Below are 20975 nucleotides of genomic sequence, written 5' to 3'. Positions count from 1 at the left end.
CGCGCCGAGTGCTACCGGGAGAACCATAGATGTTGATCACTAAGGCGGTGGCTGGGTGGCCTGGCTGAAGTCCAGCGACAACAGCAACCAACACCCCGCCGTCCTGGCCCCCCTCGCATGGGCGCGCGGCCCGGACGACGACGTGGACGGCTGGGACCTGCGCCTGCCCGCCGTCGCCGGGCTGGTGTGGCTGTGCGCCACCTACTCCGCCGGGCAGGAGACGGACTACGTCGTGCCGGACGGCACCGTGGCCCTCTACGGCGGCCCGCAGTGGCAGCGGCTAGCCGGGTGGGCGGAGCGGGCCGGCTTCTGGACCCGCATCGACGGCGGCTGGCTGCTCGCCGACGACAGCGAGCACCTGTTCCACATCCGCCTCAAGGCCGAGATCGAATGGGAGCGCACGCGGAAGAACGACAACGGCAACCCGCTCCTCACCGTCCCGGTCCGGCTCCGGGACGGCGACGCCTGCCGCTACTGCGGCCGGCTCGTCAACTGGGACGCCCGCACCGGCGGCCTGGCCGGCACCTACGACCACCGCCACCCGGGCCGCCCGGCCCGCGGCCCCGACGACCTGGTGGTGTGCTGCAACCACTGCAACGGCCGCCGCGGCAAGGACTCCCACCCGGAGCGCTGGCACACCATCCCCGCGCCCGCCAGCCCCTACTACGGCAAGACCACCGTGGAGCACCTCGCCAACCACGGCCACCAGGTGCCGCTGAGCACCGGACCGCGACCCGCCGCCCTGCCCGGCGGACCCCGCATCGACCCCGCGCGACCCGACGACCAGCCGGACCCCGCGCCCGCACCGACCCGGCGACCCGGCACCCGGCCGGACCACGCCACCCCCGGCGACCCGGCACCCGGCCGGACCACGCCCACCACCCACCGGGCGACCGCCAGCCGCCCGGCACACCGCGCGACCCCGACCCCGGGGCACCGCGCCACCGCGAGCGCGACCCCGCCGCCGGCGGGACACCGCGCCACCACCGCCCGCGCGACCCCGACCCCGGGACACCGCGCACAGCGCGACGGCACCGCCACACCGCGCACCACCAACCAAGATCAACGATCACTCCCGGTCGGCTCCGGCCGGGAACCCGCCGGCCCGTCAGGACCCAAGCCTCCAAAAGGCAGGGACCCGGGTCGGGTCGGGACGGGACGGGGCGGGTCGGACGCTCCACCCACCCCGACCACGACGAACCGCAAGCGGGGCAGACGAGGCCGCCGAGCACGGACCTCGCCCCCGCCCACTCCACCGCAACCCGAGGACCCTCGCCATGGCTGAACCCCACCCACGACCAGGACCCGACCAACCCCACAGAGGTGACCATCACCAGCCCCGGCATCACCGTCACCGTCAAGAGCCACGCCCCGCTCGACCAGGTCACCACCTGCGCCGAGCAGCTGCACCAGCGCACCGCCCAGCGGTGGGCCGACGGCCGCCGTCCGTCCGGATTCGCCGGCGAGACGCCGTGACCGCCGTGCTGCTGGTCGAGCAGATCCGCGCCACCATCGCCGACCTGCGCGAGGCGTGGTCGTGGCTCGGCGATCTGGTCGAGCCAGGCCGGGACAGCGCCCCGATCCCCGTACTGACCGACGCCCAGCGTGCCCGGCAGGACGAGGCGATCGCCGCCGAGCGGGCCGAACAGGACGCCTGGGGTGCCGACGTGCCCGTCGGGCAACGCCAGTTCGCCGCGCCGGCCGGCCGGTACGCCCTCGCCGGGTCCCGCCCGGGCGCCCGGATCGGGGTGATCGACGCCCGGGCCGCCGTGCACGGCATCGTGCTGGACGTGGCCCGCACCGTCGCGGCCGCCGAGGGCGCCCGCTACGTCGGGGACCGAGCCGGCCTCGCCGGCGTGCGGGACGCGCTGGACTGGCTCGACGGCGGGCCACCCTGCTGGATCGCCACCGGCGATGGGGTGATCTGGCGGACACCGCCGGGCGGCGTGCTCGCCCAGCTCGACGACGCCGCCATCGCCACCGTGGTGAACGCCCGGCTGTCCCGAGCAAACCGGATCGCCCGCGAGGCCGCCCGGTCCCCAGACGGCGAGCACCACGCCCCGGTCGACCACCGGTGCCCGGCGTGTGGCCGCCGGTCGCTGGAGCTCGACTACGGGTCAGACGAACTGCTGCACCGGGGCGCGGAAGACGAGCGCTACCGGCGGGCCTGGACGGTGTCCTGCATCAGCGACGCCTGCCGCTGCGCCGGCGAGGGCTGCGGCTGCCGCCAGCGGATCCGCTACCCGGGCCGCCGGCACGCCTGGGCCTACGGCGAGCTGTCCGGCCCGTACGGGCTGTGGGCCGCGGTCCGGGCAGCGGACCGCCGCCGGCGCGGCCCGGAGGCCCGGGTACGCAGCGAGGTGTACGGGCACGGCGGCTGGGCCGAGCGGCGGGTGCCTCGCCGGGTCGGCCGGGCCGTCCGGGACCACGACGGTGTCCTGTGGTGGGACCGCGAGCGGGCCTGCACCCAGCTGGGAATCAAGCCCGAGCAGCTGTGGGACTGGGTGCGGCGCAGCGCCGCCAAGCCTGGGTTCCCGCGGCTGGACCGGCCTCGCCGCGACGGTGCCGTGTCGTGGTACCGGGCGGACCAACTGCTGGACGTCGACGGCCACCTGGCCCGGTCGACACGCGGTCGGACTCGACCAGCTTGACCATGATCGCCGGATATCTCAGTATGGGTGCCAGCAGGTGCACTATGCCCGCTGACGGTCTACTGATTGCAGACAGCAGCCGGGGCCACGAGGCCCTGGCCGGCGAACGCCCCGGCCCCCCGTCCGGGGCGTTCGTCGTGCCCGGGGAGGTGACCGGGTGGCGGCGCGTACAGCAGGGCGGAAGGGCCGGCCGTGGCGGCGCATCCGGCTCCAGGTGCTCAAGGATCACCGGGGCGTCTGCCACATCTGCCTGCACCCAGGGGCGAGGCAGGTCGACCACACACCGCCCCGCAAGACGCTGGTGCGGTTGGGCCTGGACCCGAACAACCCGCGCTACCTGCGACCGGCCCACGGCAACGGGGGCAACACGCGGAACCCCTGCCCGACCTGTGGCCGCAACTGCAACCAGCGCAAGGGCACCAAGAGCGCGGTGGTCGTGGCCGGGCCGCTGATCACGTCCCGCCCGTGGTGATCAACGGAATCGGACATTGCGGGCGTTGATCTTTTGAGGGGGTGGGGCGGGGGACCCCACACTCATGCTCCCTTTTTTTCTCCCCGAAGGGGCTCTGACCTGCGGAAATGGTCGCTGTGACGCAAGATCAGACCACCGGGATCACGCCGCTGATCAGTGACGTGATCGGCGCGCGGATCCGCGATCTGCGCGAGCGTGCCGGCATGTCCAGAGAGGACCTGGCGGCCGCCGCGGCCGAGGCCGGCGCGCCGGCCGGGCTGACCGGCACGGTGATCCGGTTCCTGGAGACCGGCCGGCCCGGGCGGGACGGCGTGCGCACCCGCTACTTCACGCTGGACGAGCTGGCCGCGCTCGCGGCCGGGCTCGAGGTCACGCCGATGGAGCTGCTCGGCGACCAAGCGGTCCTCTTCGTCGGCGACGCCGCCAAGCCGGCTCCGTGCCCGACGTGCGCCGCCGGCGAGGGCGAGATGACCCGCGTGGTGCGGGCCGACGTGGGCAAGCTCGGCGAGCTCGGCGACCTGGAGCCGACCCTGGTCGCCACCGCGCTGCGCCTCGCCGGTGCGATCGACGGCGCGACCGGCGACGCCGCGGCCCGGCTGCACCTGCTGACCCGGGAGCTGCGCGCCACCGTCGAGCAACTGCTCGCCGCGCGGCGCAGCGACGACCCGGACGACGAAGACGACTTCGACGACCTCGATGCCCCCGACTGAGCGCGACCGGCAGGCGATCTACGACCACTACGGCCTGACCTGCCCGCCCCGGTACGCGACGCTGCGGAACTTCGACAACCCGACGTACGGCGGGAAGGTCGCGAAGATCGCCGCCGCGCTGGGCACGCCGCTGATGCCGTGGCAGCGGTACTCCGCGGACACCGGTCTGGAGGTCGACCGCCGCACCGGCCTGTTCGTCTACCGCAAGCTCGGGGTGCGGGTGCCTCGCCAGTCGGGCAAGACGTCGCTGATCCTGCCGGTGGCCGCGCACCGTGGCATGGCGTGGCAGCGCCAGCGGATCCTCTACGCGGCGCAGAACGGCACCGCGGCCCGGGAGAAGTGGGAAGACGACCAGATCCCGGCGATCGAGGCGTCCCCGCTGGCGAAGCGGGTGCACATCCGCAAGGCCAACGGCCGCGAGGCGTTCATCTGGCGCAAGACCCGCTCGATCCACAGCCTCCAGGCGAACACGGAGAAGGCCGGACACGGCAAGACCCTGCACCTGGGCAAGGCCGACGAGTACTTCGCGCAGGTGGACTACCGCATCGAGGCGGCCTGGACCCCGGCGATGATCACCGTGCCGATGGCGCAGATGTGGTGGTATTCCACCGCCGGGACGTCGAAGTCGGTGCCGCTGAACGATGAGACCGACCGCGGGCGGGCCATCGTCGAGTCCGGGGAGCCGTCCAGCACCGCCTACTTCGAGTGGTCCGGTGAGCCGGGCGCCGACTACACCGACCCCCGGGTGTGGCTGAGCTGCATGCCGGCGCTCTGCCCGGCCCCGGTGGACGGGGTGTGCCGGTGCTCGCCGAGCTGGCGGCACACCGTCACGCCGGCGACGATGCGGGCCGAGCTGGAGGCCGCGCAGGAGAAGCCGGCGAAGCTGGCCGAGTGGCTGCGCGCGTTCATGAACTGGACGCGCGACGACGACGACATCGAGGCCGACCCGAACCTGCCGTCGGTGGAGGCGTGGGACCTGCTCGCCGACGACCGGGCCAGCGCCGGCCCCGGCGACGTGGTCGCGTTCGCGATCGACATCACCCCGCTGCGCGACCACGCCTCGATCTCCGTCGCCGGCGTCCGCCCGGACGGCATCCGCCGCACCGAGCTGGTGGCGCACGGCGAGGGCACGGACTGGATCGTCGGCCGGGTGCAGGAGCTGCGCGAGCGGCACAACCCGGTGGCGTGGGGGATCGATGAGCGGTCGCCGGCGGCCACGCTGAAGCAGAAGCTGCGGGACATCGGCATCAAGCCGATGGGCGCCGAACCGCACCGCGGCGGGCTGTGGCTGCTGTCGACCACCGACTACGGCGCCGCGTGCGGGTCGTGGGCCGACGCGGTCAACCAGGGCACCCTGTCCCAGCCCGGCGAGCCACGCACCCGAGCAGCGCTGATCGGCGCCCGCACGCGGCCGCTCGGCGACGGCGCGTGGGGCCTCGGCCGCAAGCCGTCCATCGGGGCGGACATCTCTCCGCTGGTGACCGACGTGATCGCCCTGGCGACCTTCGAGCGGTACAAGGACCTGGCCGCGCCGTACGACGCCCTGGACAACATCTGGTGAGGGAGGCGACCGTGAACCGATCCGCCGTTGCCGGCCGCCGCGCCGCCGCCCTGGTCGTCAAGGGCGCCGAGGTGCTGGGCAGCCTGGTGCGGTCCGTGCCCGGCGCCGCCGGCGCGCTGCTGGTCGCGTACGGGGCCTGGGACATCTACCCGCCGGCCGGGTTCATCACCGCCGGCGCGTTCCTGCTGCTGGCCGATCGGCAGATCCCGTGAGCGTCTTCTGGGGCCGCCGCCGGCGCCCGGCCGACGGCGAGCTGCGCGGGTCGTTCAGCAACCCGCCGCTGCCCTCGCCGCTGGAGACCGGCCCCGGCGGCTATGCCGGCGCGGTGAACCTGACCGAGGCCGAGGCGAGTCTGCAGAAGATCGCCATGTGGTCGTCGGTGGACCTGATCGCCAGCCTGGTGTCCGAGCTGCCGATCGACGTGTTCCGCGGGGTGAAGAAGGACCGCACGCACCTGCGCACCCCGTCGTATCTGCTCGACCCGGCCGGTGACGGGTACGGGGTACAGGACTGGCTGGACCAGCTGCTGCGGTCGTGGCTGCTGCGCGGCAACGCCAACGGCAAGATCGTCGACCGGGACCGGCGGGAAAGCTTCCCCACCCAGGTGGCGCTGTACCACCCGGACACGGTGACCGGCTGGCGTGACCTGAACAGCGGCCTGCCGACGTGGCGGGTCAACGGCCGCGAGGTCGACCGGGAGAACATGTGGCACCGCCGCTGCTACCCGGCCCCGGGCCAGGTGATGGGCCTGTCCCCGGTGGCGTACCACGCCACGACCATCGGGCTGGGGCTGACCGCCGAGCGGTTCGGTCTCCAGTGGTTCGTCGACGGCGCGCACCCGTCGGCGATGCTGGTCAACACCGAGGTCGAGATGAAGCAGTCGACCGCCCGGATCGCCAAGCAGCGTTTCCTGGCGGCAGTGCGCGGCACCCGCGAGCCGGTGGTGTTCGGCAAGGGCTGGAAGTACGAGCAGATCCAGGTCAACCCGAACGAGTCGCAGTTCCTGGAGACCAACAAGTACACCGAGGCGCAGTGCGCCCGCCTGTACGGCCCGGGGATGGCCGAGGTCCTCGGCTACGACACCGGCAGCAGCCTGACGTACTCCACAGTGGAGGGCCGCTCGCGGCACCTGCTGGTGTACGCCCTGTCGAAGTGGATCAACCGGGCGGAGCGGGCCCTGACGGGCATGCTGCCGCGCGGGCAGTACGTGAAGCTCAACCGGGACGCCCTGCTCCAGTCGACGACCCTGGAGCGCTACAAGGCGCACTCGCTGGCGCTGCGGGACCGGTGGCGCACCCCGAACGAGGTCCGCGACATCGAAGACGTGGAGGGCACGATCCCCGGCGGCGACCAGCCGCTGCCGGTCGGCGCGGCCCGCAGCAACGACCCGACCAAGGACGGGGGCGGCAATGAAGACCAAGGCTGACCGGGGCCGGCTGACCGGCGTGCACGAGCGGCGCACCTACGCCGCGCGTTTCGAGGTCCGCGCGAAGCAGGACGGCACCGGCGGCACGCGCTACCAGCTGACCGGGTACGCGTCCGTCTATGACGAGCCGTACACCATGTGGGACTGGCTCGGCGAGTACGACGAGGTGGTCCGCGGCGGCGCCGGCGCGAAGACCCTGTCCGAGGACCCGGACGTCGTCCTGGTCCTCAACCACGCCGGCATGCCCCTGGCCCGAACCCGGGCCGCCGGCGCCCTGCTGCTGTCCGAGGACACCACCGGCCTGCACATGGACGCCCCGAACCTCAACGGGGAGCGCGACATCGTCCGCGCCGTCGTGCAGGCCGTCGACGAGGAAATCCTGACCGAGATGTCCTTCCGGTTCCGCGTCATGCGGCAGCTGTGGTCGCCCGACTGGGCCCAGCGGGACATCCTGGAGTACAACATCCACCGCGGTGACGTGTCCGTCGTGACGTACGGCGCGAACCCCGCGACGTCGGTCGAGTCGGCGCTGCGCGCCCAGGACCTCGACCAGCTGCCCATGGACGCCGTACGCGCCCTGTACGAGCGCCTGGGCCAGCGGCTCGGCAGCGAGCCGCCCACCGACTCGCGGCGCCCGCTGGCGTGGTACCGCGACCTGGCCGCCGACGACGACGCGGACGCCCGCGCCACCGCCGGCCTGGCCTAGCAACGCCTGCATCACCAGACGCGCCGGAGCCCGCGCCGGAGCCGCCACCGCGGCGGCCACCACCCGGGCCACCACCCGAACGGCTCGCAGGCCCGCCCATCCCCCACCAAACGAGGAGAGGTGAGCCTTCGTGCTCAAGCACATGCGCAAGCAGCTGAAGGAGCTGCTGGAGCAGCGCAGCACGCTCGCGGCCGAGCGGGACAAGGTCCTGGCGGTCGCCGAGCAGGAGAACCGCGCCCCCACCGAGGCCGAGGACAAGGCCTGGCAGGAGAAGCGCGCCGAGGTCCGCAAGCTCGACGACGACATCGAGCAGCTGCGCGCCCGGATCAAGGACGCCGAGGAGGACGAGCAGCGTGAGCAGCGCGCCGCCGAGGCGTACAAGGAGGTCGGCGGGACCGGCCCCGGCACCGAGCGCAAGCAGGGCGGCGCCCGGGTCACCAGCGAGCCGATGACCTACGGCCGCCAGGCCCGCCGGCACTCGTACTTCCTGGACATGGCCCGGGCCGAGCTGGGCCGCGGCGACGGTGACGGCGGTGTCTCGGCCGCCCGGGACCGGCTCGCGCGGCACGCCCGCGAGCTCGAGGTGGAGATGCCGGCCCGGGAGGCGGCCCGCGAGGCCCGCGCGCAGCGGGCCCTCGAGGGAATCGAGGACGCCCGGCACTGGAGCGCCGAGCAGCGCGCCAGCGTCTTCGAGCGCGGCCAGGAGCAGCGGGTCGCGCCGAACCGCACCGACGGGCAGGGCGGCTACTTTGTGCCGCCGCTGTGGCTGGTCGACGAGTACATCGAGCTGGCCCGGTTCGGCCGCCAGACGGCGAACCTGTGCCGCAACATGGACCTGCCGACCGGCACCGACTCGATCAACCTGCCGAAGGTGGCCACCGGCACCGCCACCGGCGTGCAGACCGCCGACGGCGGCGCGGTCACCAGCCAGGACATGACCGACAGCTCGGTCAACGCCCCGGTGCGCACCATCGCCGGTCAGGAGGACGTGGCGATCCAGCTGCTGGACCAGTCGCCGATCGCGTTCGACGAGGTGATCTTCGCCGACCTGATCGCCGACTACAACATGCGGCTGGACCTCCAGGTCATCGACGGGTCGGGCGCCGCCGGGCAGCACCTGGGCATCCTCAACGTCGGCGGCATCAACGCGGTCACCTACACCGACGCGGCCCCGACCCTGCCGGCGATGTACCCGTCGTTCGCGCAGGGCGCGTCGAAGATCTACAAGCTGCGGAAGCTGCCGGCGACCGCGGCCGTGGTGCTGCCGTCGATCTGGTACTGGGCGACCGCGCAGCTGGACACCACCAACCGGCCGCTGATCGTCCCGCCGCAGGTCGGCTGGAACCCGGCCGGCACCCAGCAGGACCTGGCCTCGGGTGAGGGCCCGGCGGGCATGCTCTCGATGGGCCTGCCCGGCTACCTGGACGGCAACCTGCCGACCAACAAGGGCGCCGGCACCAACGAGACCCGCACGATCGTCGCGCGTTTCCCCGACCTGTACCTGTGGGAGGGCGCGATGCGTACCCGGGCGCTCCAGGAGGTGCTCTCCGGCACGCTCCAGGTCCGCTTCCAGGTGTACGCGTACAGCGCGTTCATGCCGAACCGGCGCCCGGAGGCGATCTCCGTGGTCTCCGGCACCGGCATGATCCCGAACGCCAACTACTGATCCTGACCGCCGGCACCCGCCGCTGGGCGGGTGCCGGCGCACCCAGACCGAACCGAGCAGGACCCGGGACCGACCCGAGGGGAGAGCACCATGCACGACCTGATCGCGGAGCTGGAGGGCTACCGCAACGAGCTGGACAGCGCCGAGCGCTACGGCGACAAGGACCGTGCCAAGGCGGTCCGCGGCGAGGTGGCCCGTGTCGCCAAGGCCGTCAACGCCCGCGTCGACCAGATGCTCGCCGACGCCACCACCGCCGACGAAGAGCTCCGGGACCTCGACGCGGCCAACAAGCGGGCCGAAGCCCGCCGGATGGCCCGAGCCCTGCCCGAGCGGCTGCGCGACGCCGCAGCCGGCCGGCTCGCCGCCGACGCCCAGCCGGGCAGCCGCGACACCGCCGACCACGCGCCGGCCGAGACGGCCACCCCGGACGGCCCGGGCGAGCCTGACGGGGAAGCCGACGCCGACACCGCAGACCGCACCCCGACCGAGACGGCCACCCCGGGCCAGCCGGGCACCAGCCGCGGCGGCCGGCCGGCCTCGGCCCGGTCCAGCTCCTGACTGTCGGGCACTTCGGGGCTGAGACGAGGAGGCGGCGGTGCCGGCACCCACGCTGGACGACCTGAAGAAGCAGCTCAACCGGTCGCTGACGGACACCAGCGACGACGGGGAGCTGACGATCCACCTCGGCGCGGCCATCGAGGCGGTGGAGGGCAAGGTCGGCCCATTGACCGTGCGCGAGTTCACCGAGCAGCACCGGCCAGCCGGCCGGTGGATAGCGCTCGACCAGCGGCCGGTGGTGTCGGTGACCTCGGTGACCGCCAGCGACGGCGGGCAGGTCCAACTGGAGGACGATGCCGTGGACAAGGCCGCGGCGACGGTGAAGCTGCCGATCGCCGGCGGCGGCCGGCCGTACACGGTCGTCTACCAGGCCGGGTCGGCCACGCCTCTGACGTCGTACGTGCTCGCCGCGCTGATCATCGGCCAGCACCTGTGGAACGCCCAGCACGGCGGCGGCGGCCGCGTGATGCCCGGTGACGAGCCCGTCATGGTCCCGGGGATCGCGTTCGCGATCCCGATGCGCGCGGCGGAGCTGCTCTCCGGCGACCTGCTCCCCGGGTTCGCGTGATGCCCGAGACGTTCTTCCCCGCCCTGGTCACGGCGCTCTACACGCGCTGGTCGGCGAATCAGCAGCTCAAGGACCGGCAGGTGGCGGTCTACGACGGGCCGCCGACCAACCAGGCCAGCGCCGGCCACAAGGAGCTGTTCGTCGGGGCGTCCGGGGAGGACTACGGCGACGGCGAGGACGCAGGCGCCACCGAGCAGGAGTGGGCCAACGCCAACACCACCGAGCGGGACTCCTACGAGCAGGTGGTCTGCGGCATCTGGTGGAAACAGGACGGCCCCGACCTGGCTACGGTTCGCGCCGGCGTCGCCGAGATCCTCGACATCGTCGCGGCCGACCTGCGCGCCGACGTGACCGTCGGCGGCGCGGTGACCTTCCAAGCGGAGATCACCAGCGTGCGGTGGCGGCAGATCCAGACCACCACGGGGCCGCAGATCGGCGCCGTGTTCATCGTGCGGGCGTGGTCCCGCGTCTACATCTGAGCGGGAGGAGCAGCGCCATGGACATCGTGCGGCTGCGCTACATCGGCGCCGACCGAGTGCACGTGCCGAAGCTCGGCAAGGTCGTCGAGCCGGACGAACTGGTGGGCGTGCCCAAGGACTTCCTGGGGCGGTACGCCTGGGGGGCCGACTGGCAGCACGAAGACGGCACGCCGGTGGAGCCCGCCACGGAGCAGCCGGCGGACGAGCAGGCGACGCCGGCCGAGCAGCAGACGGCCACGACCACCACCACGACCAGCAGGAAGGGCAAGAACGATGCGTAGCGGCCTGTGCGCGCAGCTCGGTTTCAAGGCGGAGACCACCGTCGGTACCGCTGTCACCGTCGACCGGTTCCTGCCGGTCACCAGCTTCACCCCGACCCTCGCCAAGAGCGAGGTGGTGTCCGAGGGCATCCGCGGCTGCGCCACCACCCCGATGACCGACGACTCGGTGGTGGTGGGCCGGGCCGCGACGGCGCAGCTCACCACCGACGTGAGGTCGAAGAGCTTCGGGCCGCTGCTGCAACAGATCCTCGGCGCGGTGTCCGGGCCGACCGTCGTGACCGCCCCGGTGTACCGGCAGATCCACACCCCCGGCGACCTCACCGGCAAGAGCTTGACCTTCCAGGTGGGGCTGCCCGAGTCGTACAGCTCGACGATCAACCCGTTCACCTACCGCGGGGCGAAGGTCACCAACGCGACGTTTGCGTGCGCCCGCGGCGGGCTGCTGACGCTGTCGGCCGACCTGGACATGTGGGACGAGGACACCGCCACGGCGCTGGCGGTGGACACGTACCCGACCGGGTGGGAAATCTGGTCCTGGGCCGGGTTCACCGCGACGATCGGCGGCACGGCCACCACCGCGACCGGCCGGACCACGATCGCCGGCGGCACCGCCATCAAGGGCCTGCGCGGGATCAGCCTCGCGTTCGCCCTGGGGCTGGCCACCGACCGGGTGTTCGCCGGCGCGAACGGCATCAAGGCCGAGCAGATCGAGAACGCGATGCGCTCCTACACCGGGGAGCTGGACGTGGAGTTCGCCGACCGGGCGCAGCTGCACACCCTGTTCTCGGCGCACACCACCACCGCGCTGCAGTTCACCTGGACCGGCAAGACGGACCTGGGCACCGGCCAGTTCCCGGTGCTGCGGATCACCTACCCGCAGACCAAGCTGCTGACCGGCTCGCCTGGTTTGTCCGGGCCGGACATCATCGCGGCCGGCACCACCTTCCGCGCGTACGGTGACCCGGCCGGCACCCACCCGGCCGTGCAGATCGAGTACGAGTCCACCGACTCCACCCTGTAGATGGGGCGCCAGGTGGTGCTGGTGTGCGGTCCGCCGTGCGCCGGCAAGAACACCTACGCGGCGGCCCGGGCCCGCCCGGGCGACCTGGTGGTGGACTCCGACGACCTGGCCCGGCGGCTCGGATCGCCGCGGCGCTGGCATCACGAGGACCGGTACTGGCAGGCGGCGCAGGAGCACTGGTGGCAGCTCGCCGCCGCGGTGGGCCGGGATCCGGCCGCGCGGGCGTGGGTGATCCGCTGCGCGGCGTCGGCTGCCGAGCGGCAGCGCATCGCGGACCTGGTCGACGCCACCGCGGTGGTGGTGCTGGTCCCGCCGGCGGCGACGCTGATGCGCCGCGCGGCCGCCCGGCCGCACCGCTCGCGCACCCGGGCGCTGATCGTCCGCTGGCTGGCCGGGTACCGGCCCCGCGCCGGCGACCAGGTCCTCACCGAGGAGGTGCCGGCGTGCGGGTGAAGGTGGAAGGCGGCGAGAAGTTCCGCCGGGCGGCCCAGCTGTGCCGGGAGGCCGACCGGACGGACCTGCGCCGGGAGCTGATGCGAGGGATGAGGGCCGCCGGACAGGAGATCCTCGACGACCAGCGCGCCGAGGTCCGCGGCCTGCGCGTCTCCGGGCGCCGGTTCTATGGCTACGGGGTGAAGCGGGTCACCGGCGACGACGGCACCGTCCGGCAGGTGCAGGTGCGGTACCGGCCGAACAAGCGGTCGACCGGGCTGCGGGACAGGGTGGCCCGCAGCCTCGCCCTGGAGCTGAAGAGCACCGGCAAGGCCCGGGTGCGGTTCATCGCCAAGCCCGAGAAGCTGCCGGCCGGCCAGCAGAACATGCCGCGCAACCTGGACAAGCCCAAGGGCTGGCGGCACCCGGTGTTCGGCGACACCGAGATGTGGGTGACCCAGGTCGGCGGGTCCTGGTTCTGGCCGCCGATCCAGAAAGGCATCCGGACGTTCCGTCAGCGCATCGACGAGGCGATCACCGCCGTGGTCAACAAGATCGAGAGAGGGTAGCCCGTGCAGCTGCACATCATCCTGTCCGCCGAGGACCGCGAGCGTCTCGGCGCGCCGGACCCGCTGGTGTACGACTCCAGCACCTGGAAGGTGTCCGAGGCGACCGCGCTCTACAAGGTCGCCGGGATGAACCGGTCCGACATGCACAAGGCGCTGCGCGAGGGCAACCCGGAGGGCAAGGCGGCGCTGACCTGGGTGGCGCTGCGCCGCGCCGGCGTCAACGTCCGCTACAGCGAGCTGGACTTCGACCTGCTGGCGTGGAGCCTGGACGACCCGAACGCCGAGGACGAGCCCGAGCAGCAGCCTGGGGGCGAGGACGGCGAGGGAAATTCTGGGGCCCTCCCGAGCGAGGGCCCGACCCCGCAGCCCTGATCGCCGCGTACGGGCCGGACCTGGAGCACTACTTCGGGATCCGGCCCTGGCACATCGAGCACGACCGGTACACGTGGGACCAGATCGAGCAGCGCATCGAGTGGATCCGCGACTACCACCAGGCACGCCGACAGCAGCAGCGCGGGGGGTGATCGATCGTGGCGAAGCCGTTGCAGCTCGACGTCCTCGGTGAGGACCGCTCCGCCAAGCGGGTGCTGAAGGACACCGCGGACGGCCTGGACCGGGTCGCCGACAAGGCCGACAAGGCCGACGACCATCTGCGGGGCGCCGCCGGCGGCGCCGGCAAACTGACCGGTGAGATCGCCAAGACCGAGGCGGCGATCAAGAAGCTGTCCGAGGAATTCGACCGCACCGGCGACCGCGGCCTGTTCAAGCAGCTGTCCAAGCAGCAGCGCGAGCTGTCCGTGATGCTCAAGCTCCGCGACCAGCTGGACGCGCCGCTGATCAAGACCGAGCACCTGGACGAGGACGTCGACAAGCACACCTCCAGGTTCGGTGCCCGACTGCTCGACTCGGTCGACAAGGTCAGCACGAAGGTCACCGGCAAGGTCGCCGGGATCCTCGGTGACTCGGTGGCCAACCTGCCGCCCCAGGCGCAGGCCGGCATCGCCGGCGCCCTGGTCGGCGGGGCGACCGTCGCCGCACCTCTGCTCGGGGCCACGGTGGGCGCCGCAGTGGTCAGCGGGATCGGCGCCGCCGGGATCGGCGTGGGCATCGCCGCCGCGCTCCAGGACCCAGCGGTGGCCGAGGCGATCGGCGGCGTCGGCGGCCGGCTGAAGCAGCAACTGGCCAACGCGCTCGGCGGGGACTACGCCGGCCCGACGGTGCGGTCAATCGAGCGGCTGGAGCAGGCAGCCGGCAACCTGCTCGGGCAGACCAAGGACGAACTGGCCGACCTCGCGCCCGTGCTGGAGGAGGTCGTCGACGGGGCCGCCGAGATGGTCGAGCGGATGGGCCCCGGGCTGGAGGACGCCCTGCGCGCCTCGGGGCCGATGCTGAGAGTCCTCGGCCGGGAGCTGCCCGAGCTGGGCGACGACATCAGCGACTTCTTCTCGTCCGTCGCCAAGGGCCGCGATGGCGAGATCCTCGCCCTGGTGACAGTGCTCGACCTGGCAGGCGAGGCGATCAAGGGCTTCGGCAACACGATCGCCGGCCTGGCGTTTGTGTACGAGGGGCTGATCGGCGGCACCCAGCAGGTGACCGGCGTGGTGCGGGAGCTGACCAACGACATACCCCTGGTCGGGGACGCCGCGGACTGGGTCGACCAGAAGTTCCTCGGCCTGATGGCCGACGCCGGGCTGCTCGGCGGCGAGATGGAAGACCTGGCCAAGGAGCACGAGCGGGCCGCCAAGGCCGCGCTCGACCAGGCCAACAAGCTGGACACCCTCGCGAGCGCCGAGCAGGGCGTGCGGATGTCCACCCTCGATTTCAAGGACGGGCTGGCGGAGCTGTCGGACTCGGTGCAGCACAACGGCACCAGCCTGGACGAGAACAGCGAGAAAGGTCGCGCGAACCTGCGAGTGATCGAGTCGCTGATCACCGAGTCGCAGCGGGCCGGCAAGGCCGCCGAGCAGCGCGCCCTGGCCGAGGGCCAGAGCGCCGAGGCGGCGGCCGCCGCCGGCGCCCGGATGCGCGAGGGTTTCATCGCCGACCTGATCTCGGCGGCCGACAAGGCCGGCCTGTCCAAGAAGCGCATCCAGGAGATGGTGGCCGAGCTCCGCAAGGCCGACGGCGAGCGCATCCAGATCTACATCGATCAGAACCTCCGCCGGTTCGGCAAGCCGTACACGGAGGTGACCGGCATCGGCGGCAACTCCTTCCGGGGCATGTCGAGCGGCGGCCCGGTCGGCGGCGGCGGCCCGGCCGGCGTGGACACGCAGCCGCGGATCCTGGCCTCGGACGAGTGGGTGGCCACCGGCCGCGGCCACCAGGCGCTGCTGGCCGCGTTCGGCCCGGGCGGACTGGACGAGCTCAACCGCACCGGGGTGATGCCCTCCGGCGGCGCCGCGGCCGCCGGCGCTGGTGGTGCGGCGGCCGCCGCGGCCGCCGGCGGCGGCCCGCTCGAGGTAACGCTGCGGGCGATCCTGCAGTACCCGGACGGGTCGGTGATCGCCGAGCAGGTCACCCGGCACGCAAACCGGTCCGGGCTCGGCACCCTGGACGCGGTCTTCGGCATTCCGGCGGCCGCCTGATGGCCGCCTACGACAGCTGGCGCTTCGAGGTCTCCAGCGCGGATCCGGACGCGGCGGTGCCGGTCTGGGTGAACCTGACCTCCCGGGTCCGCACCACCGGCACGGGCACCCGGCCGGTGGCGATCCGCCGCGGTGCCGGCTCCGAGCGCGACGACGTGCAGGGGTCCACGCTCACCGCGCTGCTGGACAACCAGGACCACGCGCTCACCCCGGGCAACCCCACCTCGCCGTACGCGTCGTGGTGGGGGCAGCGCCGCAAGTGCCGCCTGGTCGAGACCGTCCTCGGCGTCGACTACGTCCGGTTCACCGGCTACACGCAGCCGCTCGACCTGACGGACTGGGCGGACGTGGGCGTCGAGCAGATGGTGACCCTGACGGCCGTGGACTGGCTTGGCCGGCTCGACACCGCGCCGGCGTTCACGTCGACGCTCGGCGAGCACATCCGCACCACGCCGGCCGGCAACCTGGTCGAGTGGTTCCCGCTGTGGGACCCCAGCGCCGAGCAGGCCACCTCGTACCTCACGGAGCGGATCGCGGCCCGCATCGCGCAGGGCTGGGCGGACGCCCCGATCCCCGCGGAGCCGGGCGAGCTCATCCAACCCGGCATGACCGGCCCGCCCGGTGACGACGCCACCTATCTGCGGTGGGCCCCGGTGGGAGACGCCGGCGGCCTGTCGCTGTTCGCCGACGCCTACCTGTCCGCGCCGATCGCGATCACCGCCGGGCTGACCGACACGATCGCCCTGTCCGCCTGGGTGCAGCTGCAGGACTACAACATGGCCCCGGGGTCCGTGGAGCCCCAGGGCTACACGGTCCGCATCCAGGCAGCGAACCCCACCGTCTTGCTGGCCCTCGGCAAAGACTTCGTCAGCGGATCGACCTTCTACAACGGCGCCAGCGTCTACCACACGGGCCTGGGCGCGACGGCCAACCTGAACGCGGGACGCGAGTACGAGCGGCACACCTGGCGGCTGTGCACTACCCGCTTCACGCTGTCCACCGGCCTGCTGGAGCTCTACGTGGGCGCGGACGTGGCGGTGTCCACCACCGTCACCCCGCCGGCGGCGCCGATGGTGTTCGACACGCTGAACATGGGCTTCGCCTGGGCGGGCGGCATCGCCCACGTGCAGGTGCGGGTCGGCCCGGCCGCCAGCACGATGACCCGGGCCATGCACCTGGCGCAGTACGCGCACGGCTACCGCGGCCTGGAGCGCCAGACCGTGGTCGAGCGGCTCACCACCCTCGCCGGGTACGCCGGCGTGCCGACAGCCGACCTCACCATCGACGCCGCAGCGGCGACACCGATGCAGCGTGCCCGCCTCGCCCGGACCAAGCCCACCACCGCGATGCGGTCCGCGGCCACCACCGAAAGCGGCCGGCTGTTCGTGACCGGGCCGGGAAAGATCCGACTGCGGCCGCGGGCGGCCCGCTACAACCAGTTGGTCGCGCTGCAAATCCCGTACGAGTGGCTGTCGCGGGGACTGCGGTTCCGCGAGGACGCCCCGATCAACGACGTCACCGTGTCGCAGGCCGGCGGCGGCTCCACGCGGCGTACCGACGCGGCGTCGATCAGCCGGTACGGCGTCGGCAGCGACACCGCAAGCCTGGAGACCGCGGTCGACGCGGACCTCAGCAACCGCGCCACCTGGACCGTGACCGCCTACAAGACGCCGCGCATGCGCTGCCCGCAGCTGGTCATTGACCTGCTGCCGCGCACCGCCGCCGAACGCGCCCAGCTGCTCGCCCTGGACATCGGCGACCGGATCCAGATCACCGGCGGCCCGGCCACGATCCCGCCGGAGGCCCGGCACCTGATCGTGGAGGGCTTCGCGCCGGACGAGGTCGGCGTGGAGAAGCGCGAAATGACGCTCACCACCAGCCCGGTGCTCGGCGCCACCGCCGGCAGCGCCCCGTCCTGCCCGATGGTCGGGGACCTGGTCTCCAACACCGCCATCATCGCCTACTGAGGAGGTCGCAGTGCCCGCCGTACCCCAGACCAAGGCCAGCTGGACCAACGGCGTCGACGCCCTCAACTCGACCAACCTGAACGCATCCCTCCGCGACCCGCTCACGTTCCTGATGAACCGGCCCGCCGCCCGCCTGGTCCAGACCGTTGCCCAGTCGATTCCGAGCGGCGGGACCTTCACGGCGGTGACCTTCACGACCGAGGTGGAGGACACCGACCCGGACGGTATCGGCGGCCACTCCACCGTCACCAACACCAGCCGCTACACCTGCCGCTACCCGGGCCTCTACCTGCTCGGCGGCGGTGTTGGCTTCTCGCAGAACGTCACGAACGCCCGCGGCTGCGCCTGGCTGCTCAACGGAGCTGTCGTCGACGGCAGCGACGTGATGCTTATGGCCGTCACAGTCGGTGCCACCGCTACCCGGGTCCCGGCCCGCCCATGGCTCATGCGTCTCGCCGAGGGTGACTACGTCGAGCTTGGAGCCTTCCAAAACAGCGGGGGCGCCCTGGCCACGGTGGCCGGCGGCGCGGCCGCCTCGTCCATGAGCGTCGCCTGGATGCGTCTCTGACCACTCCCAGAGAGGAAACCGCAATGCCCTTCAGCAGCCCGACGCCCGAATCTCCCAGCCAGGCGATGATCTATCTCACCCACCTACCGACCGGCGCGGCGTCTTCGTTCGTCTTCAGCGTCGACTACTCGATGACCAGCGACACCGCCGCGACGGCCGCTCTGCAGGCCCTGGTCGACGCGATCGACGCCTCACCGGACCTCCGGCTCGACAGTGCCACGAAGATGTGGACGATCTCGCGTGACGTCACGCCGACCGGGGCGGAGCCCCAGTGACCCGGGCGCCGGCCAACCTGCTGGCTGCCCGCCGGCTGCTGCTCGACCACCTCGACATCCACGAGAACAGCACGGCCTACCCCACGGATCTGGACCCCGCCGAGGTCGGCATCGTCGGCGACGCCAGCCACCGCGGCGGCTACCACTGCGGCGAGGACCGCGTCGACTCCGACGACTACTCGGTGGACGAGTCGCAGCGGGACCGGGACGGGCTGTGCGACTTTGCGTCAGCCCTCGACGTCGGGTACTTCCGCGTCACCACTCCGAAGGGCAGCTTCGACCTGCCGCACTACTCCCGCTGGCTGGTCGCCCAATGCGCGGCCGGCACGCCGGACACCCGGGACATCCGCGAGGTCATCTACTCGCCTGACGGCAAGGTCGTTCGGCGCTGGGACCGCCTCGGGATCCGTAGCTCGGGCGACTCTTCACACCTTGGGCACACACACGAGAGCTACTTCCGCGACGCCACGAAGGCGGGCCGCGATCTGACGGCGGTGAAGCGCCGTTACCTGACCACCATCGGACTCATCAATGGAGGCATCACCATGGCCGACGCCGAAAGCCTGTCCCGACAGATCGAGGAACTGCGCCGGGCCCTCGTGGCGATGGCGGTGGAGCCGGGCAACGCGAACGCGTTCTGGCTGCGGACCCTTGCCGACCAGGACGACGCGCTGATCAAGCAGGTCTGGGGGAGGGGTGGCGCGGTGCCCGGCCTGAAGCAGCTCGGTGCGCAGCTCGCCGCCGTCCGGGCGGACCTGGCGGCAATGGCCGGCAGGGACCTGGTCGACGAGCAGCAGCTGGCCGCGCAGCTCGCGCCGGCGCTGCTCGCGGTGCTCACCCCGCAGGCGATCGCCGAGGCGATCCCACCGCAGCTGGCCAAGGACGTCGCCGACGAACTCGCCGGGCGGATGGTGGACTGACGTGGGCTGGGACCCGGCGGTCGTCGGCACCACCATCACTGCCGGGTCCGCCCTGGCCGGCACCCTGAGCGGGCTGTGGCTGGGACGTCGGCAGCGTCGCGCCACCCTCGCCGACCTGGAGACCAACATCGCCGAGCGGCTGATGATCCGCATGGACAAGGAACTCGCGGACGCCCTCGCCGACGTGGACCGGCTCCGCACCGAGGTGGACGGGCTGCGGAAGCGCCTCGACGCGCAAGAGGCGCGGGAGCGGGAGCTGCTCGCGGAACTAGCGACGGTACGCGGCGAGCGAGACCGGGCGCGCGGTGAGGCTACCCAGCTCCGCGCGCAGCTCGCCGCGAAGGAGGCCGAGCTGGCGGCCCGCGTCGCTGAGGTGACCGACCTGAAATCGCTGATCGCCCACGGGCAGGCCGCCGCATCTGGTGGGCCTGCCGCCACTCGCTGACCGGGGCCGCTACTCCAGGTCGTAGCGGATACCGATCCGCTCGTGGCGCTCCCGCACCTCGGCCGCGTGCTCGGCGGCCACCGCCATGTCCGCGCCGGCTGCCTTCAGCAGCTCGACGGTCGGCCCACTCAAGCCGCGCGGGTCGGCCATCGCAGTCCCTGCCTCGATGCCAAGCAGCCTCGGGTCGGTGGTCACCGCCCGCACCGCGGCGATCGCCTCGCCCCGGGGCGCGTCCCGGTCGGTGCCGATGCCGTACCGGCCAGCGACGCCGGACAGCTCGGCCAGCACCAGCCGCTCCCGCGCCGGGAGCTTGTTCACCTGCACCATCCGACGACCGTAACCCAGGAGGTAAACATGATCACCGCAAAGATCGTGTGCCAGAGCAAGCAGGAGTCCGGCGAGGGCGACGACCGGCAGGTCGTCGTCACGTTCGCCCCCGACTACAACGACGGCCGCAACAAGGAGTGGGCGCGCTGGACCCCGGGCCTGTCCCTGACCATGGGCCTGAAGGGCGAGGTGGCCGACCGGTTCGAAGTGGGCCGGCCGTACACCCTGACGTTCAGCGAGGACGGCCAGGGTGTCTGACCGTATCGCTGCCCGCATCCGGACGGCCTGGCCCTACCTGCTCGGCTACCTCGCCGCCAGGGTCCTCGTCATCGGCGCGCCAGTCGCGGCCTGGCTGCACGAAACCTTCGGCCTGGAGGTCACTGAGCCGCAGATCGCCGCCGCACTGGGCGTGATCCTCGGCTACGGGATCTACGAGGCCGGCCGGTGGCTGGAGCGCCGCGCCGGCGCCAGCGGACCGGCGCAGCTGGCCCGCTTCGTCGGCCGGCTGCTGCTGAGCCTGGGCCTGTCGACCGGTCAGCCGGTGTACGCGCGGCCCGGTGAGCGGGTGCGGGTGCTCGGCAGCGACGGGAGCATGCGGCCACCCCGGTAGGATCGCCGCGCGGCGATGAGAAGCGGGGGGCCCCCCCCCGGGGGGGGGGCGGGGGGGGGGGGGCCCCGGGGGGGGGGGGGGGGGGGGGTTTTGGGGGGGGGGGGGGGGGGGGGGGGGGTCCCGGGGGCGGTCAGCAGGGCCCGGGCGTGCCGGGCGGCCGCCGCACCCTGGCCGGCCT

27 protein-coding genes are annotated in these 20975 nt (G+C 72.8%); 26 read left to right on the top strand and 1 reads right to left on the bottom strand.

What is annotated here, in order from left to right; translation table 11 throughout:
- Positions 1–55 precede the first annotated feature (55 nt).
- From ACGFI9_RS12200 to ACGFI9_RS12085, 24 genes are all read left to right on the top strand, one after another.
- Positions 56–1285: a hypothetical protein gene (locus ACGFI9_RS12200; RefSeq protein ID WP_393177952.1), complete on the top strand. Its 1230-nt coding sequence runs from the start codon at positions 56–58 to the stop codon at positions 1283–1285.
- 38 nt (positions 1286–1323) lie between these two features.
- Positions 1324–1476, top strand: a complete 153-nt coding sequence (locus tag ACGFI9_RS12195; RefSeq protein WP_393177950.1) for a hypothetical protein — start codon at positions 1324–1326, stop codon at positions 1474–1476.
- Positions 1473–2651, top strand: coding sequence for a hypothetical protein (locus ACGFI9_RS12190; protein WP_393177948.1), 1179 nt, complete (start codon positions 1473–1475; stop codon positions 2649–2651). Before ACGFI9_RS12195 ends, ACGFI9_RS12190 begins: the two co-directional genes overlap by 4 nt.
- A gap of 157 nt (positions 2652–2808) precedes the next feature.
- Positions 2809–3123, top strand: a complete 315-nt coding sequence (locus ACGFI9_RS12185; RefSeq protein WP_393177946.1) for a hypothetical protein — start codon at positions 2809–2811, stop codon at positions 3121–3123.
- 116 nt (positions 3124–3239) lie between these two features.
- Complete coding sequence (locus ACGFI9_RS12180; protein WP_393177944.1) at positions 3240–3833, top strand: helix-turn-helix domain-containing protein; 594 nt, start codon at positions 3240–3242, stop codon at positions 3831–3833.
- Complete coding sequence (locus ACGFI9_RS12175; RefSeq protein WP_393177942.1) at positions 3820–5394, top strand: hypothetical protein; 1575 nt, start codon at positions 3820–3822, stop codon at positions 5392–5394. The genes ACGFI9_RS12180 and ACGFI9_RS12175 overlap by 14 nt, the downstream gene beginning before the upstream one ends.
- Positions 5395–5405: 11 nt before the next feature.
- The gene (locus ACGFI9_RS12170) at positions 5406–5606 is read left to right on the top strand and encodes a hypothetical protein (protein ID WP_393177940.1); all 201 of its coding nucleotides are present in this window, start codon (positions 5406–5408) and stop codon (positions 5604–5606) included.
- On the top strand, positions 5603–6820 hold the full coding sequence (locus tag ACGFI9_RS12165) for a phage portal protein (protein WP_393177938.1): 1218 nt from the start codon (positions 5603–5605) through the stop codon (positions 6818–6820). The genes ACGFI9_RS12170 and ACGFI9_RS12165 overlap by 4 nt, the downstream gene beginning before the upstream one ends.
- On the top strand, positions 6804–7526 hold the full coding sequence (locus ACGFI9_RS12160) for an HK97 family phage prohead protease (protein WP_393177936.1): 723 nt from the start codon (positions 6804–6806) through the stop codon (positions 7524–7526). Before ACGFI9_RS12165 ends, ACGFI9_RS12160 begins: the two co-directional genes overlap by 17 nt.
- A 130-nt stretch (positions 7527–7656) precedes the next feature.
- A complete protein-coding gene (locus ACGFI9_RS12155; protein ID WP_393177934.1) occupies positions 7657–9192 on the top strand; it encodes a phage major capsid protein in 1536 nt (511 codons plus the stop codon).
- Positions 9193–9282: 90 nt separating this feature from the next.
- Entirely contained in the window at positions 9283–9750 is a 468-nt protein-coding gene (locus ACGFI9_RS12150) for a hypothetical protein (protein WP_393177932.1), read from the top strand.
- A gap of 37 nt (positions 9751–9787) precedes the next feature.
- Positions 9788–10318, top strand: coding sequence for a hypothetical protein (locus ACGFI9_RS12145; protein ID WP_393177930.1), 531 nt, complete (start codon positions 9788–9790; stop codon positions 10316–10318).
- On the top strand, positions 10318–10797 hold the full coding sequence (locus ACGFI9_RS12140; RefSeq protein ID WP_393177928.1) for a hypothetical protein: 480 nt from the start codon (positions 10318–10320) through the stop codon (positions 10795–10797). The genes ACGFI9_RS12145 and ACGFI9_RS12140 overlap by 1 nt, the downstream gene beginning before the upstream one ends.
- Before the next feature lie 17 nt (positions 10798–10814).
- Entirely contained in the window at positions 10815–11078 is a 264-nt protein-coding gene (locus ACGFI9_RS12135) for a hypothetical protein (protein WP_393177925.1), read from the top strand.
- Positions 11071–12099, top strand: a complete 1029-nt coding sequence (locus tag ACGFI9_RS12130; protein ID WP_393177923.1) for a phage tail tube protein — start codon at positions 11071–11073, stop codon at positions 12097–12099. The genes ACGFI9_RS12135 and ACGFI9_RS12130 overlap by 8 nt, the downstream gene beginning before the upstream one ends.
- Positions 12100–12552, top strand: a complete 453-nt coding sequence (locus ACGFI9_RS12125; protein ID WP_393177921.1) for an AAA family ATPase — start codon at positions 12100–12102, stop codon at positions 12550–12552.
- On the top strand, positions 12543–13100 hold the full coding sequence (locus tag ACGFI9_RS12120; protein WP_393177919.1) for a hypothetical protein: 558 nt from the start codon (positions 12543–12545) through the stop codon (positions 13098–13100). The genes ACGFI9_RS12125 and ACGFI9_RS12120 overlap by 10 nt, the downstream gene beginning before the upstream one ends.
- A gap of 3 nt (positions 13101–13103) precedes the next feature.
- On the top strand, positions 13104–13472 hold the full coding sequence (locus ACGFI9_RS12115) for a hypothetical protein (RefSeq protein ID WP_393177917.1): 369 nt from the start codon (positions 13104–13106) through the stop codon (positions 13470–13472).
- A gap of 158 nt (positions 13473–13630) precedes the next feature.
- Positions 13631–15685, top strand: a complete 2055-nt coding sequence (locus ACGFI9_RS12110; RefSeq protein WP_393177915.1) for a hypothetical protein — start codon at positions 13631–13633, stop codon at positions 15683–15685.
- The gene (locus ACGFI9_RS12105; RefSeq protein ID WP_393177913.1) at positions 15685–17652 is read left to right on the top strand and encodes a hypothetical protein; all 1968 of its coding nucleotides are present in this window, start codon (positions 15685–15687) and stop codon (positions 17650–17652) included. The genes ACGFI9_RS12110 and ACGFI9_RS12105 overlap by 1 nt, the downstream gene beginning before the upstream one ends.
- A 10-nt stretch (positions 17653–17662) precedes the next feature.
- Positions 17663–18220 carry a hypothetical protein gene (locus tag ACGFI9_RS12100; RefSeq protein WP_393177911.1) on the top strand — a complete coding sequence of 186 codons (558 nt, stop codon included), beginning with the start codon at positions 17663–17665 and terminating at the stop codon, positions 18218–18220.
- Positions 18221–18243: 23 nt separating this feature from the next.
- Entirely contained in the window at positions 18244–18495 is a 252-nt protein-coding gene (locus ACGFI9_RS12095) for a hypothetical protein (RefSeq protein ID WP_393177909.1), read from the top strand.
- Entirely contained in the window at positions 18492–19415 is a 924-nt protein-coding gene (locus ACGFI9_RS12090) for a hypothetical protein (protein ID WP_393177907.1), read from the top strand. Before ACGFI9_RS12095 ends, ACGFI9_RS12090 begins: the two co-directional genes overlap by 4 nt.
- 1 nt (position 19416) lies before the next feature.
- A complete protein-coding gene (locus ACGFI9_RS12085; RefSeq protein WP_393177905.1) occupies positions 19417–19860 on the top strand; it encodes a hypothetical protein in 444 nt (147 codons plus the stop codon).
- 9 nt (positions 19861–19869) lie between these two features.
- Here the strand turns inward: ACGFI9_RS12085 and ACGFI9_RS12080 are convergent, their stop codons facing one another.
- Positions 19870–20187: a hypothetical protein gene (locus tag ACGFI9_RS12080; protein ID WP_393177903.1), complete on the bottom strand. Its 318-nt coding sequence runs from the start codon at positions 20185–20187 to the stop codon at positions 19870–19872.
- A gap of 27 nt (positions 20188–20214) precedes the next feature.
- On the opposite strand from ACGFI9_RS12080, the gene ACGFI9_RS12075 reads away from it, so the two are divergent.
- Positions 20215–20445 (top strand): hypothetical protein, encoded by a 231-nt coding sequence (locus ACGFI9_RS12075; RefSeq protein ID WP_393177901.1) that lies wholly within the window; start codon positions 20215–20217, stop codon positions 20443–20445.
- The gene (locus ACGFI9_RS12070) at positions 20438–20797 is read left to right on the top strand and encodes a hypothetical protein (protein ID WP_393177899.1); all 360 of its coding nucleotides are present in this window, start codon (positions 20438–20440) and stop codon (positions 20795–20797) included. Before ACGFI9_RS12075 ends, ACGFI9_RS12070 begins: the two co-directional genes overlap by 8 nt.
- Positions 20798–20975: the final 178 nt, after the last annotated feature.

It is taken from the genome of Micromonospora sp. NPDC048930 (assembly GCF_043197935.1).
In the GTDB taxonomy this organism is placed as follows: domain Bacteria; phylum Actinomycetota; class Actinomycetes; order Mycobacteriales; family Micromonosporaceae; genus Micromonospora.
This window is presented reverse-complemented; position numbering and strand designations above follow the sequence as displayed.